Here is a 14473-nt window from a genome sequence, read left to right as displayed (position 1 = left end):
CCCCCTTCCGTACGACCGTACGATGGTGGGGGTTCAGTGTCGTACCAAGAGGAGGCAGACCCGTGGCCGAGGAGCTCACGCCGGAGACCCCGGAAGAGTCGACCGAAGAGCAGGCGATCAAGCAGCGGAAGAACGGCCTCTACCCGGGCGTCTCCGACGAACTGGCCGAGAACATGAAGTCCGGCTGGGCCGACACCGAGCTGCGCGACCTCGCGCCGATCGCCCAGGCCGGCGAGACCGCCGCGCGCCGCGCCGCCCTCTCCGCCCGCTTCCCGGGTGAGCGCCTGGTGGTCCCGGCCGGAAACCTGAAGACCCGGTCGAACGACACCGAGTACAGCTTCCGCGCCTCCACCGAGTACGCGTACCTCACCGGCGACCAGACCCAGGACGGCGTCCTCGTCCTGGAGCCCACCGCCGACGGCCACGAGACCACGATCTACCTGCTGCCGCGCTCCGACCGCGAGAACGGCGAGTTCTGGCTGCACGGCCAGGGCGAGCTGTGGGTCGGCCGCCGCCACTCCCTCGCCGAGGCCGAGCAGCTCCTCGGCATCCCCGCCAAGGACGTCCGCGAGCTGGCCGAGGCGCTGCGCGAGGCCACCGGCCCCGTCCGCAACGTCCGCGGCCACGACGCCGGCATCGAGGCCGCGCTGACCGACAAGGTCACCGCCGAGCGCGACGAGGAGCTGCGGGTCTTCCTCTCCGAGGCCCGCCTCGTCAAGGACGCCTTCGAGATCGCCGAGCTGGAGAAGGCCTGCGCCTCCACCGCCCGCGGCTTCGAGGACGTCGTGAAGGTCCTCGACAAGGCCGAGGCCACCAGCGAGCGCTACATCGAGGGCACGTTCTTCCTGCGCGCCCGCGTCGAGGGCAACGACATCGGCTACGGCTCCATCTGCGCCGCCGGCCCGCACGCCACCACCCTGCACTGGGTGCGCAACGACGGCGACGTCCGCTCCGGCGACCTGCTGCTGCTCGACGCCGGCGTGGAGACCACCGAGCTCTACACCGCCGACATCACCCGCACCCTGCCGATCAACGGCCGGTACACCGAGCTCCAGCGCAAGATCTACGACGCCGTGTACGAGGCGCAGGAGGCCGGCATCGCCGCGGTGAAGCCCGGCGCCGCCTACCGCGACTTCCACGACGCCGCCCAGCGCGTCCTCGCCGAGAAGCTCGTCGAGTGGGGCCTCGTCGAGGGCCCGGTCGAGCGCGTCCTGGAGCTCGGCCTCCAGCGCCGCTGGACCCTGCACGGCACCGGCCACATGCTCGGCATGGACGTCCACGACTGCGCCGCCGCGCGCACCGAGAACTACGTGAACACCACCCTCGAGCCGGGCATGTGCCTGACCGTGGAGCCGGGCCTGTACTTCCAGGCCGACGACCTGACCGTGCCGGAGGAGTACCGCGGCATCGGCGTCCGCATCGAGGACGACATCCTCGTCACCGAGGACGGCAACCGGAACCTGTCGGACGCGCTGCCGCGCCGCTCCGACGAGGTCGAGGCGTGGATGGCCGCGCTGAAGGGCTGACCTCCGCGTACGTTGGAACCGAAGGGCCCCCGCCGACCGACCGGCGGGGGCCCTTCCCCGTGTCCGCGTACGCCCCGGCTCAGGCCAGCAGCAGGGACGGGCTGTCCCGCCACTTCAGGATCTTGTCGAAACTGACCACCGCGCCGCCCCGGACCGAACGGTTCCCGAACTGCACGTGGTCGGCGAGCTCCTCGATCAGCCGCAGCCCCCGGCCGTGCTCGGCGTCGTCCGACGGCACCCGCGGCGCCCCGGCGCCCGGGAAGCCCGGTCCCGCGTCGGCCACCTCGATGCGGCAGGTCTCGCCGTCCAGGTACGCCGTCACCCGGTACGCCCCCGAGGGCGATCCGCCCGGCGCGCCGGGCCCGGCCCCGCCACCGTGCTCGACCGCGTTCGCGCAGGCCTCCGTGAGCGCGACCGACAGGTCGTAGGACACGTCGGGATCGACGCCCGCCGTCTCCATGGTGCCCAGCAGGAGCCGCCGGGCGAGGGGCACGCTCGCGGCCTCGCGCCGCAGATGGAGTGACCACCAGATGCTCATGCTCCAGCCTCCCGGCAGCGGCTCGACATACCGATACCTATTGCCGGACGGAACCCTTCGTAAGCGCCCGAAGCCGTCAAGAGCGCTCGTTCGGCGGATGCGACCGGTCGTGCGCCGGTGTATGCCGGGCCGAAGACCCCCGTATGTCACCCCGAAGAGGCCCAAGAACGACCTTCCGGACCTGCCGCATGGCGGTGCGGACCCTGGTGCGATGATGGGCCCGCCATGTATGCCCCCGCGCTCGCTCCACGGCTGCTGAGGGCCGCGGTGTTCACCGCGGTCTGCGTCGTGCTGTCCGCGCTGGGCCACGCCCTCGCCGCCTGCGCGGGGATCGCCCTGTGGACCCTCCTCGCCGGATTCCTCGGCGTCTTCGGGATCACCGTCCTCTTCGCCGACCGCGAGCGCTCCCTCGGCTTCGTCGTCACCACCCTCGCCGGCGGGCAGCTCGGCCTGCACGTCCTCTTCGGCCTCGGACAGCGCCGGCTCGCCCTGGGCACCGAGGCCGACGACGCCCTCGTACGGATGGCCGCCCGGCTCGTCTGCGGAGCGGGACCGACGTCCCTCAGCACCGCCGACGCCGCCCGGATCGTCACCGACGCCGGACTCGACCCGGCCGGCCCGCACGCCCACACCGGGCACGCCGCCGCGCCCGCCGGCGACCTGCTGCCCGGGCTGCCCATGCTCCTCGGGCACCTGCTCGCCGCGCTGGCCACGGGCTGGCTGCTGCGCCGCGGCGACCGCGCCCTCCGCCGGCTCGTCGAGCTCTCCGAGCAGGGCGCCACCGAGCTCGCCGAGTGCGCTCCGGTGCGCTCCCTGCGGGCCGCGCTGCGCCTCGTACGGGCCCTGCTCGCCGGACTGCCGACGGACCCGCGCACGGGACCGCGGCCGGCCGTCCGCACCGCGGGCGACTCCTCGCCGCCGCCGGTGGCCGAGGCACTCAGGAACACGGTGATCAGGCGCGGCCCGCCGGCCGCCGACTGCGTCCTCGCAGCCTGACGCGGACCGCTCACCGGGAGCGGGGCCGCGCTCGTCCGCACGCCCGTGCGGGGACACCGTCCCCCGGCGCGCCGGACTCCCCGTCTTCCTCCGAGCTGGAGTGTCCTCTGCCATGAACGTCTCCCGTGTCGCCCTCGCCGGCGGTATCGCCCTCTCCTCCGTCGTCCTGCTCTCCGGTACGGCCTTCGCGCACATCAGCGTCCAGCCGCAGGGCGAGGCCGCCAAGGGCGGCTACGCGACCGTCAACCTCAAGGTCCCGAACGAGCGCGACAACGCCTCCACCGTGAAGGTCGAGGTCAACTTCCCGCTCGACCACCCGCTGGCCTCGGTCATGCCGCAGCCCGTCCCCGGCTGGAAGGCCGTGGTGACCAAGAGCAAGCTCGACAAGCCGCTGGAGCTGCACGGCAAGAAGATCGACCAGGCCGTCGCCAAGGTCACCTGGACCGCCGACGGCTCGAAGATCGGCCCCGGCGAGTTCCAGCAGTTCCCGCTCTCCCTCGGCCGGCTGCCCGAGGACGCCGACGAGCTCGTGCTCAAGGCGATCCAGACGTACGACAACAAGGAGGTCGTGCGCTGGATCGAGGAGCCGAAGGAGGGCACGGAGGAGCCGCAGAACCCGGCCCCCGTCCTGAAGCTCTCCGCCGCGTCCGCCGACCACCACGGCGGCGGCGCCACTCCCACGGCCACCGCCTCCGCGGACGCGAAGGGCGGGCACGACGACAAGGCCGGCGGCCACGAGGAGACCGCGGCCGCACCCTCGTCGAGCGACACCACGGCCCGCGTCCTCGGCGTCGTCGGCATCCTCGTGGGTGTCGCCGGCCTCGCCTTCGGCCTCCTCGCCGGACGCCGCCGCTCGGCCTGACGGCCGCACCCCCACCCGAGAACCGAAAGAACCACCATGTCTGAAGAGAAGACGTCCGGGGCGGCCACGGCCCGCCCCGGGCGGCGCACCCCCCTGGTCATCGCCGCCGTCGCCATCGCCGCGGCGATCGGCCTCACCGCGACCGTCGGCCTCGGCGGCACCGACGACAAGGCCTCCGGGCCGGTCGCCGAGGTCACCGGCGGCACCGACCCGACCAAGGCCGCGACCGTCCTCGACCGGCCGTTCACCAAGCCCTCGCTCGTCCTCACCGACACCAAGGGCGAGAAGTACGACCTGGTCGAGCGCACCAAGGGCAAGCCGACCCTCATCTACTTCGGCTACACGCACTGCCCCGACGTCTGCCCCCTGACGATGAGCAACATCGCCATCGCCAAGAAGCGGCTCCCCAAGGCCGACCAGGACAAGCTCCAGGTCGTCTTCGTCACCACCGACCCCCAGCGGGACACCGCCGCCGAGCTCGCCAAGTGGCTGCCCGCCGCCGGCGACCCCTCCTTCACCGGTCTCACCGGCGACTTCTCCGCCATCCAGGCGGGCGCCAAGCAGATCGGCATCGGCATCGACCCGCCGAAGGTGGAGGACGGCAAGGTCGTCTCCATGCACGGAGCCCAGGTCATCGCCTTCTCGCCCGCCACCGACCAGGGCTACGTCCTGTACGGCGAGGACGCGTCCGTCGACGACTACGCCAAGGACCTGCCGAAGATCATCAAGGGGGAGAACCCGTGAACCGCCGCACCACCGCCCTGACCGCCGCCGTGGCGCTCGCCGCCTCGCTCGCGCTGACCGGGTGCTCGTCCTCCGACGGCAAGCCCCGCCTGGAGGTCAGCGGCGCCTTCATGCCCCAGCCGGTGATGGACATGGCGGGCGGCTTCCTCACCATCAAGAACGACGGCGACACGGCGGACAAGCTCACCTCCGTCACCAGCCCGCTCTCCGACGACGTCACCATCCACGAGACGAAGGACCAGAAGATGCGGGAGGTGAAGTCCTTCGACATCCCCGCGAACGGGGAGCTGAAGCTCGAACGCGGCGGCAACCACATCATGTTCATGGAACTGAAGTCGAAGCCGAAGCAGGGCGAGAAGGTCAGCATCGAGCTGCACTTCGAGAAGGCCGACCCCATCACGGTCGACGTTCCCGTCGAGGCCGCCAACCACAACCCGCAGCAGCACTGAGCTCGTTGACGGAGTGACACAGAGATGACAACCACCGCCCCGCGCCTCGGTACCGCCCTGGCCCGGCTGCTCGTCCTCGCGGCCGCGCTGCTCGGCACGCTCCTCGCCGGCGCCGCCCCCGCCTCCGCGCACGCGGCGCTGACCGGAAGCGACCCGAAGGACGGGGCGGTGGTCGCCACCGCCCCCAAGGAGGTGAACCTCACCTTCTCCGAACAGGTGGCCATGAGCACCGACTCGATCCGGGTCCTCGACCCGGCGGGCCGGCGGGCCGACACCGGAGAGATACGGGACCTGTGCAGCGGATCCGTCGTCCGCTACGGGGTGGGGCTCCGCGCCGGACTGCCCGACGGCACCTACACCGTCGCCTGGCAGACCGTCTCGGCCGACAGCCACCCCATCGCCGGCGCCTTCACCTTCTCCATCGGCGCCCCCTCCACGACCTCCGTCGCCCTGCCCGACCAGGCGGCCGGCGGCGGACCCGTCGGCGTCCTCTACGGCATCGCGCGCTACCTCTCGTACGCCGGATTCGCCGTCCTCGTCGGCGGCGGCGCCTTCGTCCTGGTCTGCTGGCCGCGCGGCGCGAGCGTCCGGCCCGTCCAGCAGACGGTCGTACGGGGCTGGCTCACCCTCACGGGAGCCACCCTGGTGATGCTGCTCCTGCGCAACCCCTACACCGGTTCCGGCGAGCTCGCCGACGCCTTCGACCTGGCGGGCCTGAAGGCCGTCCTGGAGACCAAGACCGGGGCCGCGCTCACCTCCCGGCTGCTGCTGCTCGGCGCCGCCGCGCTCTTCGTGGCCGTCCTCTTCGGCGCCTACCCCCGGCGCACCGACCCGAAGGAGAGGAAGGACCTCGCCTTCGGACTCGGCATCGGCGGCACCGTCGTCGCCGCGGGCATCGCCGGCACCTGGGCCCTGGCCGAGCACGCCTCGACCGGCATCCAGCCCGGCATCGCCATGCCGGTCGACATCCTCCACCTCCTCGCCGTGGCCGCCTGGCTCGGCGGGCTCACCGTCCTCCTCGTCGCCCTCTACCGGGCGCCGTCCCTCGATCGCCGTGCCGTCGCGCGCTTCTCCACGGTCGCCTTCGGCTCCGTGACCGTCCTCGCGGCCACCGGGCTCTACCAGTCCTGGCGCCAGGTCGGCTCCTGGTCCGCCCTCACCGGCACCAGCTACGGCCGGCTGCTCCTCGTCAAGCTCGGCCTCCTCGCCGTCCTCATCGGCATCGCCTGGACGTCCCGCCGCTGGACCCAACGCCTGGCCGACACCACCGGGACCGGGACCGGGGCCGGAGCCGGGACTGGGACTGGGACCGGGACTGGGACCGGGGCCGGGACTGGGACCGGGGCCGGGACTGGGACCGGGGCCGGGGCCGGGGCCGGGGCCGACGGTGAGGCCGACGCCGGTATCGACGCCGACACCGACGCCGAGCTTGAGGCCGAGGTCGAGACCGGGGCCGGGGCCGGGGCCGGGGCTGTCTCCGGGACCGGGGACGCCTCGGAGTACGAGGCTGCCTCGGAGTCCGATTCCGGGCCCGAGTCCGGCTCCGAGTCCGAGTCCGAGGCCGAGGCCGAGGCCGCCGACATCGCCCCCGAGCGGGCCGCGCAGCTGGCCCGGCAGCGGGCCGCCGTGGCCACCGCGCGGCGGAAGCGGGAGCGGGACGCCGATCCGGAGCGGGCCGGGCTGCGCCGCTCAGTGCTGACGGAGGCCGCCGTCGCCGTCGTACTGCTCGCCGTGACCACGATCCTCACGTCGACCGAGCCGGGCCGCACCGAGGAGGAGGCCGGAAAGGCGGGCGCCACCGCAGCCGGTCCCGCCGCGGTGCCCGACCGGCCGGTCGACATCCGGCTGCCGTTCGACACCGGGGGCGTCGACGGCAAGGGCGTCGTCCGGCTCAGCCTCGACCCCGGCCGCACCGGCGCCAACGCGCTCCACCTCTTCGTCGAGCGCCCCAACGGCAAGCCGCTGGACGTCCCGGAGATCAAGGTGGCCCTCACCCTGGAGGCGAAGGACATCGGGCCGCTGCCCGTCGCCCCCGACCGGATCCAGACCGGACACTGGAGCGCGAGCGGCGTCCAGATCCCGCTGCCGGGCGAGTGGAAGATCCAGGTCACCGTCCGCACCTCCGAGATCGACCAGACCACCATCGACAAGAACGTGAAGATCGGCTGAGCGACGTGACCGACAGCGACAACCTTGAGATCTCCCGGCGGCGCCTGCTCGGCACCGTCGGCGCGGCGGGCGCCGCCGGGCTCGTCATCGGCGCGGCCGGCGGGGTCGGCGTCTCCGCGGCCGTGTCCGGCGGCGACGGCGCCGACGGGTCCGGGGGGGCCGGCTCGCCGGCGCTGACCACCGTCGGCGCGACCGAGGTGATGTTTCACGGGAAACATCAGGCCGGCATCACCACCCCCCTCCAGTCGCGCGGCCATCTGGTCGCCTTCGACCTCGCCCCCGGCGCGGGTCGCAAGGAGGCGGCCGCGCTGCTGCGCCGCTGGTCGGCCACGGCGAAGACGCTGATGGCGGGCGAGGCGCCGACCGGGGACACGGGTGTCGCGCTCGACGCGGGTCCCTCCTCCCTCACGGTCACCTTCGGTTTCGGCCGCACCTTCTTCGACCGCACCGGGCTCGCCGCGCGCCGCCCCGCCGCGCTCGACCCGCTGCCGGCCTTCTCCGCCGACGCCCTGGACGCCAGGCGCTCGGAGGGCGATCTGTGGGTGCAGATCGGTGCCGACGACGCGCTCGTCGCCTTCCACGCGCTGCGCGCCCTGCAGAAGGACGCGGGCGACGCCGCCCGGGTCCGCTGGCAGATGAACGGCTTCAACCGCTCGGCCGGTGCCACCGCGAAGCCGATGACCGCCCGCAACCTCATGGGCCAGGTCGACGGCACCGGGAACCCGAAGCCCACGGACCCCGACTTCGACCGGCGGATCTTCGTCCCGGCCGGGGCCGGCGGCGCCGAGGAGTGGATGGCGGGCGGCTCGTACGCGGTGGTGCGCCGGATCCGGATGCTGCTCGACGACTGGGAGAAGCTGCCGCAGGGCGAACAGGAGCGGGTGATCGGGCGGCGGAAGTCCGACGGGGCGCCGCTCAGCGGCGGTGGCGAGACGACCGAGCTCGACCTGAACAAGCTCGGCCCCGACGGGAAGCCGGTGATCCCCGACAACGCCCACTCCCGGATCTCCGCCCCCGAACAGAACGGCGGGGCGGCGATGCTGCGCAGGCCGTTCTCCTTCCACGACGGGATCGGTCCGGACGGGACTCCGGACGCCGGGCTGCTCTTCGTCTGCTGGCAGGCGGACCCGCTGAAGGGCTTCGTCCCGGTGCAGCGGAAGCTCGACCGGGGGGACGCGCTGTCCGCGTTCATCCGCCACGAGGCCAGCGGCCTGTTCGCCGTGCCGGGCGGCCCCGCCGAGGGCGAGTACGTGGGCCAGCGGCTCCTGGAGGCGTGAGCGGAGAGTCTGTTCGAGCGGGCGGCCCGCGCCTCCGGCGACCATTAGGGTGACGGTATGTCCGCCACCCGGTTCACGTATCTCGGCCCTGAGGGCACCTTCACGGAGGCCGCGCTCCGTACGCTGCCCGAGGCGGCGACGCGGGAGCTCGTCCCGATGGTCTCCGTCCCGGCCGCGCTGGACGCCGTGCGGAACGGGGAGGCCGCCGCCGCGCTCGTCCCGATCGAGAACTCGGTCGAGGGCGGGGTGACCGCGACCCTGGACGAGCTGGCCTCCGGCGAGCCGCTGATGATCTACCGCGAGGTGCTCCTCCCGATCGCCTTCGCGCTGCTCGTGCGGCCCGGCACCAGGCTCTCGGAGATCAAGACGGTGACGGGCCACCCGGTGGCCCAGCCGCAGGTGCGGAACTGGCTGCGGGCGCACCTGCCCGACGCGGTGTGGGAGTCGGCCGCCTCCAACGCGGACGGCGCCCGGCTGGTGCAGGAGGGCCGCTTCGACGCCGCCTTCGCGGGGGAGTTCGCGGCGGCGACGTACGGCCTCGAAGCGCTGGTCACGGAGATCCACGACGCGGAGAACGCCGAGACCCGCTTCGTGCTGGTGGGCCGGCCGGCCCGCCCGGCGGCCCCGACGGGTGCGGACAAGACCTCGGTGGTGCTGTGGCTGGGTGACGATCATCCGGGTGCCCTCCTCGAACTGCTCCAGGAGTTCGCGGTGCGTGGGGTGAACCTGATGCTGATCCAGTCCCGCCCCACGGGGGCCGGGATCGGGAACTACTGCTTCGCGGTGGACGCCGAGGGCCATATCTCGGACCGGCGGGTGGGCGAGGCGCTGATGGGGCTCAAGCGGATCTGCCCCCAGGTGCGGTTCCTCGGCTCGTACCCGAGGGCGGGTGTCGCCGTCGAGGACGTGCTGCCGCTGCGGCGCGGGACTTCGGACCAGGCGTTCACTGCGGCCTCCGACTGGTTGGCGAGGGCCCAGGACGGTCGGGCCTGATCCGATGGTGACCGACCGCTCCCGCCGCCGGGGGCGGTCGTCCACAGGTACGAACCACTAGTCCTACCTGCATACTTTTCAGTTACCCACAGAAGTTATCCACAGGCTTTCCCCCCAGCCTGGGGACAAGTCGACACCTCACTCCGACAAGGTCGACAAATCACCCTGCCGATTCCTCGCCCAGTCGACGCCCGTCCACAGCGCCCAACGGGCGCCCGCGTCAGCACCTCTCGCCCGATCAACCCTTTGGAGCGAGCAATTCCCACCCAAATGAGTGGGGGAATGGTGTTTGATCACGGAATTCCCAGGAGTGGCGACGGAAATCCGTGAACTCTTCTCCGTAGTCCACAGATCTTCCGCACAGCCTGTGGATAAGTGAATGCGAGGCCCCGGGTCCAGCATTCACGCGGGCCCCAATTCGGGCAAAACCGCACGCACGACAACGCGCGCCCTTATCCGGTAGGGCCGGGCGAACGCGCACCGGTAGCCTGGTGGGGTGATTGACCTTCGCCTGCTCCGTGAGGACCCCGACCGTGTTCGCGCCTCCCAGCGCGCCCGTGGAGAGGACGTCGCGCTCGTCGACGCCCTGCTCTCCGCCGATGAGCGGCGCAGGTCGTCCGGCGTCCGCTTCGACGAGCTCCGATCCGAGCAGAAGGCGCTCGGCAAGCTGATCCCCAGGGCCACCCCCGAGGAGCGCGCCGAGCTCCTCCAGAAGGCCGAGCAGCTCAAGACCGACGTCAAGGCCGCCGAGGCCGAACAGAACGACGCCGACGAGACCGCCAAGCGCCTCCTGCTCCAGCTCGGGAACATCGTCCACACGGACGTCCCGGTCGGCGGCGAGGAGGACTTCGTCGTCCTGGAGACGCACGGCACCATCCGCGACTTCGCGGCCGAGGGCTTCGAGCCCAAGGACCACCTGGAGCTCGGCGAGGCGCTCGGCGCCATCGACGTCGAGCGGGGCGCCAAGGTCTCCGGCTCGCGCTTCTACTACCTGACCGGCGTCGGCGCGCTCCTGGAGCTCGCCCTGGTCAACGCGGCGATCGCGCAGGCCACCGAGGCCGGCTTCATCCCCATGCTGACCCCCGCGCTGGTCCGTCCGCGCGCCATGGAGGGCACCGGCTTCCTCGGCCAGGCCGCGGAGAACGTGTACCACCTGGAGAAGGACGACTACTACCTCGTCGGCACGTCCGAGGTGCCCCTCGCGGCGTACCACATGGACGAGATCATCGAGGCCGACAAGCTTCCGCTGCGGTACGCGGGCTTCTCGCCCTGCTTCCGCCGCGAGGCCGGCACGTACGGCAAGGACACCCGGGGCATCTTCCGCGTCCACCAGTTCGACAAGGTCGAGATGTTCTCGTACGTCGCGCCGGAGGACGCCGAGGCCGAGCACAAGCGCCTCCTGGAGTGGGAGAAGCAGTGGCTGACCGGCCTCGAGCTGCCCTTCCAGGTGATCGACGTCGCCACCGGCGACCTCGGCGCCTCCGCCTCCCGCAAGTTCGACTGCGAGGCGTGGATCCCGACCCAGGGCAAGTACCGCGAGCTGACCTCCGCGTCGAACTGCGACAGCTTCCAGGCCCGTCGCCTCTCCGTCCGCATGCGCGACGAGCAGGGCGGCAAGAAGACCGTGCAGCCGCTGGCCACCCTGAACGGCACCCTGTGCGCCGTACCGCGCACGATCGTGGCGATCCTGGAGAACCACCAGCTCGCCGACGGTTCCGTGCGGGTGCCCGAGGTCCTGCGGCCCTACCTCGGCGGCCGCGAGGTCCTGGAGCCGATCGCCAAGTGAGCCCCTTCCCCTACCGCCTGGTCGCGACGGACCTCGACGGCACGCTGCTGCGTTCCGACGAGTCCGTCTCGGGCCGTACGCGGGACGCGCTCGCCGCCGTGACGGCGGCGGGCGCCGCGCACATCGTGGTCACCGGCCGGGCGGTGCCCTGGACCCGGCACATCCTCGACGACCTCGGCTACGAGGGGATCGCGGTCTGCGGGCAGGGCGCGCAGGTCTACCACGCCGGCGAGCACCGGCTGCTGACCTCGCTGACCCTGGACCGGCAGCTCGCGGGGCTCGCCCTGTCCAAGATCGAGGCCGAGGTGGGCCCGCTGGCCCTGGCCGCGAGCCGTGACGGTCTGGACGGCGAGGTCCTGATGGGCCCCGGCTACCGGGCGCAGGAAGGCCCCCTGCCGTACGTGCCGTACGAGGACCCGGCGGAGCTGTGGTCGGCGCCGCTGACCAAGCTGTACATCCAGCACCCGACGCTGACGGACGACGAGTTGACCGGGGCCGCCCGTGAGACCGTCGGCGGGCTCGTCGACGTCGTCATGGCCGGGCCCGGCATCGTGGAGATCCTCCCGCTCGGCCTGAGCAAGGCGACCGGCCTCTCCCTCGCGGCCCGCCGCCTCGGCGTGAAGGCCGCGGAGACGATCGCCTTCGGCGACATGCCGAACGACATCCCGATGTTCGGCTGGGCGGCCCACGGCGTGGCCATGGGGAACGCGCACGAGGAACTCCGGGCGGTGGCCGACGAGGTGACCGCCTCCAACGAGGAGGACGGCATCGCGGTCGTCCTGGAACGGCTGCTGTCGGCCTGACCCTCCGAACGCGACGAAGGCCACCCTCCGGGGTGGCCTTCGTCGTACGCGGCGGAGGATGCGCGGATCGAACGCGCGCGGGGTCTCCCCCGACTACGGCTTAGCAAGCCGCTGCCTTACCACTCGGCCAATCCTCCGGGGGGAGCGGCCCGCGCGGACGTGTCCACGCGCTCGAAGCGGCCGCTCCCTTCGGGAGATCCCCCGTGTCTCCCGTACAACTAGTCTGCGCCGGGGCCCTGTTCTCGTGCGACCGATTTTTCTCCCCGGGTCAGCGGGTAGCAGGCGAGTCCGATCGCCAGCGAGATCGCGTGGCCCAGGTCGGTGTACGTCCGGTCTGCGGCGAGCGGTACGAGGAAGAAGGCGAGCACTCCGGCGAGGTAGAGCCGGCGCCAGGGGCGCGGCAGCCGGCAGGTCAGGATCCCGGCCGAGGCGGCGAGCCCGTAGCTGACCCCGATGTCGACGACGTGCGCCATGCTGCGCGGCACGTCGTGGAGTTGGATGGCCGCGAGGACCACCTGCTGGCTGATGAGCGTCGCCGCGACATGCGCCGTCGCGACGGTGAAGAGCCATTTCGGGGTGCCGAGCCAGCGTTCCACGGGCGCGTGCAGGACCTCGAAGAGCACCGCGTACAGCAGGACGTCGGCCGGGTCCTCGATCCAGAACGCGCTGCCGAGCAGGGCCCTCAGCGGGTGGTGGGCGAGCTGGTGGAGATTGCTGCTGTTGCGGTGGAGGAGATAGGCGTCCAGACCGGCCGGGGAGAGCGCGATGACGAGGCTGGTGAACGCGATGACCGCCAGCCACACGTGCGTACCGGGTGACGAACGCACCCACGACCTGATCGGTCGGGACGGTTCGCCACCCGGTGAGGTTCTGCTCGGCACCTTTCAGTGCCTATCACCCCAAGATGGGAGAAACCTCAGAAATTGATCATGTGTCCCGCAATACCGTGGATCGCTTCCTTCACGGCCTCGCCCAGCGTCGGGTGCGCGTGCACGTTCCGGGCGACCTCGTGGACGGTGAGGTCCCACTGCTGGGCCAGGGTCAGCTCGGGCAGCAGCTCGGTGACGTCCGGGCCGATCAGGTGGGCGCCGATGATCTCGCCGTGGGTGCCGTCGGCGATGATCTTGACGAAGCCGGTGGAGTCGCCGAGACCGTGCGCCTTGCCGTTCGCCACGAACGGGAACTTGGCGACCTTGACGTCGAAGCCCTTCTCGCGGGCCTGCGCCTCGGTCCAGCCGAAGCTGGCGATCTGCGGCTGGCAGTAGGTCGCGCGCGGGATCATCGGGTAGTCGAGCTCCATCGTCTCGGCGTCCCCGATGGTCTCGGCCGCGATGACGCCCATGGCCTCGGCGGTGTGCGCGAGCATCAGCTTCGCGGTGACGTCGCCGATGGCGTAGATGTGCGGCACGGAGGTGCGGCAGCGGCCGTCGACGTCGATCGCGCCGCGCTCGGTGAGGGCGACACCGGTGGCCTCCAGGCCGTAGCCGGTGACGTTCGGGGCGAAGCCGATGGCCTGGAGGACCTTGTCGGCCTCCAGGACCTTCTGGACGCCGTCCTTGCCCGTGACGGTGACGCGGACCTGCGGGCCGGACTCGTCGATGGCCTCGACGCGGGTCGAGGTCAGGACGTCGATGCCGAGCTTGCGGTACTGCTTCGCCAGCTCCTTGGAGACCTCTTCGTCCTCCAGCGGGGCGACCCGGTCGAGGAACTCGACGATCGTGACCTTGGTGCCGTAGTTGTTGAGGACGTACGCGAACTCGATGCCGATCGCGCCGGCGCCGGCGATGACGATCGACTTCGGGGCGTCCTCGGCGAGGATCTGCTGCTCGTACGAGACGACGCGGTCGCTGAGGGCGGTGCCCGGGAGCAGACGCGGGCTCGCGCCGGTGGCGATGATGCAGTTGTCGAAGGTGATCGTGTCCGAGGTGCCGTCGGCCTTCGCCACCTGGAGGGTGTGCGCGTCGAGGAAGGTGCCCCGGCCGTTGAACTCGGTGATCCCGTTCTTCTTCATGAGGAAGTGGACGCCCTTGACCCGGCCGTCCGCGACCGAACGGCTGCGGCGGAAGGCCTCGCCGTAGTCGAAGGAGACGGTGCCGTCGACCTTGATGCCGAAGGTCTTGGCCTCGTGGTTGAAGATGTGGGCGAGTTCGGCGTTGCGCAGCAGCGCCTTGGTGGGGATGCAGCCGACGTTCAGGCAGACACCGCCCCAGTACTTCTCCTCGACGACCGCTACCCGCTTGCCCAGCTGGGCGGCGCGGATGGCGGCGACGTAGCCGCCGGGGCCAGCTCCGAGTACGACGACGTCGAAGCGGTCTGACATGACTGACTCC

Annotated in this window: 13 protein-coding genes and 1 tRNA gene; 10 read left to right on the top strand and 4 right to left on the bottom strand. The window is 71.9% G+C overall.

What is annotated here, in order from left to right; translation table 11 throughout:
• The first annotated feature begins 62 nt into the window (after positions 1 to 62).
• On the top strand, positions 63 to 1526 hold the full coding sequence (locus ACIQFX_RS02670; RefSeq protein WP_402458174.1) for an aminopeptidase P family protein: 1464 nt from the start codon (positions 63 to 65) through the stop codon (positions 1524 to 1526).
• Between the two features lie 79 nt (positions 1527 to 1605).
• Here ACIQFX_RS02670 and ACIQFX_RS02665 read toward each other — a convergent pair whose 3' ends face one another.
• On the bottom strand, positions 1606 to 2064 hold the full coding sequence (locus ACIQFX_RS02665; RefSeq protein ID WP_402458172.1) for an ATP-binding protein: 459 nt from the start codon (positions 2062 to 2064) through the stop codon (positions 1606 to 1608).
• 225 nt (positions 2065 to 2289) lie between these two features.
• Here ACIQFX_RS02665 and ACIQFX_RS02660 point away from each other — a divergent pair, with 225 nt between their 5' ends.
• From ACIQFX_RS02660 to ACIQFX_RS02620, 9 genes are all read left to right on the top strand, one after another.
• The gene (locus ACIQFX_RS02660) at positions 2290 to 3060 is read left to right on the top strand and encodes a hypothetical protein (protein ID WP_402458169.1); all 771 of its coding nucleotides are present in this window, start codon (positions 2290 to 2292) and stop codon (positions 3058 to 3060) included.
• Positions 3061 to 3172: 112 nt separating this feature from the next.
• Positions 3173 to 3922 carry a YcnI family protein gene (locus ACIQFX_RS02655; protein WP_402458166.1) on the top strand — a complete coding sequence of 250 codons (750 nt, stop codon included), beginning with the start codon at positions 3173 to 3175 and terminating at the stop codon, positions 3920 to 3922.
• A 36-nt stretch (positions 3923 to 3958) separates the two neighbouring features.
• Positions 3959 to 4666 carry an SCO family protein gene (locus ACIQFX_RS02650; RefSeq protein WP_402458163.1) on the top strand — a complete coding sequence of 236 codons (708 nt, stop codon included), beginning with the start codon at positions 3959 to 3961 and terminating at the stop codon, positions 4664 to 4666.
• On the top strand, positions 4663 to 5115 hold the full coding sequence (locus tag ACIQFX_RS02645; protein ID WP_402458160.1) for a copper chaperone PCu(A)C: 453 nt from the start codon (positions 4663 to 4665) through the stop codon (positions 5113 to 5115). The genes ACIQFX_RS02650 and ACIQFX_RS02645 overlap by 4 nt, the downstream gene beginning before the upstream one ends.
• A 24-nt stretch (positions 5116 to 5139) precedes the next feature.
• Entirely contained in the window at positions 5140 to 7284 is a 2145-nt protein-coding gene (locus ACIQFX_RS02640) for a copper resistance CopC/CopD family protein (RefSeq protein WP_402458157.1), read from the top strand.
• 5 nt (positions 7285 to 7289) lie between these two features.
• Complete coding sequence (gene efeB, locus ACIQFX_RS02635) at positions 7290 to 8561, top strand: iron uptake transporter deferrochelatase/peroxidase subunit (RefSeq protein WP_402458155.1); 1272 nt, start codon at positions 7290 to 7292, stop codon at positions 8559 to 8561.
• 57 nt (positions 8562 to 8618) lie between these two features.
• Positions 8619 to 9554 (top strand): prephenate dehydratase, encoded by a 936-nt coding sequence (gene pheA, locus ACIQFX_RS02630; RefSeq protein WP_402458151.1) that lies wholly within the window; start codon positions 8619 to 8621, stop codon positions 9552 to 9554.
• Positions 9555 to 10050: 496 nt separating this feature from the next.
• The gene (serS, locus tag ACIQFX_RS02625) at positions 10051 to 11340 is read left to right on the top strand and encodes a serine--tRNA ligase (protein WP_402458148.1); all 1290 of its coding nucleotides are present in this window, start codon (positions 10051 to 10053) and stop codon (positions 11338 to 11340) included.
• On the top strand, positions 11337 to 12143 hold the full coding sequence (locus ACIQFX_RS02620) for an HAD family hydrolase (RefSeq protein WP_402458146.1): 807 nt from the start codon (positions 11337 to 11339) through the stop codon (positions 12141 to 12143). Before serS ends, ACIQFX_RS02620 begins: the two co-directional genes overlap by 4 nt.
• 52 nt (positions 12144 to 12195) lie before the next feature.
• Here the strand turns inward: ACIQFX_RS02620 and ACIQFX_RS02615 are convergent.
• The 3 genes from ACIQFX_RS02615 to lpdA form a co-directional block, all read right to left on the bottom strand.
• Positions 12196 to 12280 (bottom strand) — tRNA-Ser (locus ACIQFX_RS02615).
• An 81-nt stretch (positions 12281 to 12361) separates the two neighbouring features.
• The gene (locus ACIQFX_RS02610; protein WP_402458143.1) at positions 12362 to 12970 is read right to left on the bottom strand and encodes a rhomboid-like protein; all 609 of its coding nucleotides are present in this window, start codon (positions 12968 to 12970) and stop codon (positions 12362 to 12364) included.
• Positions 12971 to 13059: 89 nt separating this feature from the next.
• A complete protein-coding gene (gene lpdA / locus ACIQFX_RS02605) occupies positions 13060 to 14463 on the bottom strand; it encodes a dihydrolipoyl dehydrogenase (protein ID WP_402458140.1) in 1404 nt (467 codons plus the stop codon).
• Positions 14464 to 14473: the final 10 nt, after the last annotated feature.

Source organism: Streptomyces sp. NPDC093089 (genome assembly GCF_044754405.1).
GTDB lineage: Bacteria > Actinomycetota > Actinomycetes > Streptomycetales > Streptomycetaceae > Streptomyces.
This window is presented reverse-complemented; position numbering and strand designations above follow the sequence as displayed.

What these genes read in the sequence shown, in the direction of transcription:
- pheA (WP_402458151.1), top strand. Translation starts at nt 8,619, where the DNA reads ATGTCCGCCACCCGGTTCACGTATCTCGGCCCTGAGGGCACCTTCACG.
- ACIQFX_RS02655 (WP_402458166.1), top strand. Translation starts at nt 3,173, where the DNA reads ATGAACGTCTCCCGTGTCGCCCTCGCCGGCGGTATCGCCCTCTCCTCC.
- ACIQFX_RS02650 (WP_402458163.1), top strand. Translation starts at nt 3,959, where the DNA reads ATGTCTGAAGAGAAGACGTCCGGGGCGGCCACGGCCCGCCCCGGGCGG.
- ACIQFX_RS02665 (WP_402458172.1), bottom strand. Translation starts at nt 2,064, where the DNA reads ATGAGCATCTGGTGGTCACTCCATCTGCGGCGCGAGGCCGCGAGCGTG.
- ACIQFX_RS02640 (WP_402458157.1), top strand. Translation starts at nt 5,140, where the DNA reads ATGACAACCACCGCCCCGCGCCTCGGTACCGCCCTGGCCCGGCTGCTC.
- lpdA (WP_402458140.1), bottom strand. Translation starts at nt 14,463, where the DNA reads ATGTCAGACCGCTTCGACGTCGTCGTACTCGGAGCTGGCCCCGGCGGC.
- ACIQFX_RS02660 (WP_402458169.1), top strand. Translation starts at nt 2,290, where the DNA reads ATGTATGCCCCCGCGCTCGCTCCACGGCTGCTGAGGGCCGCGGTGTTC.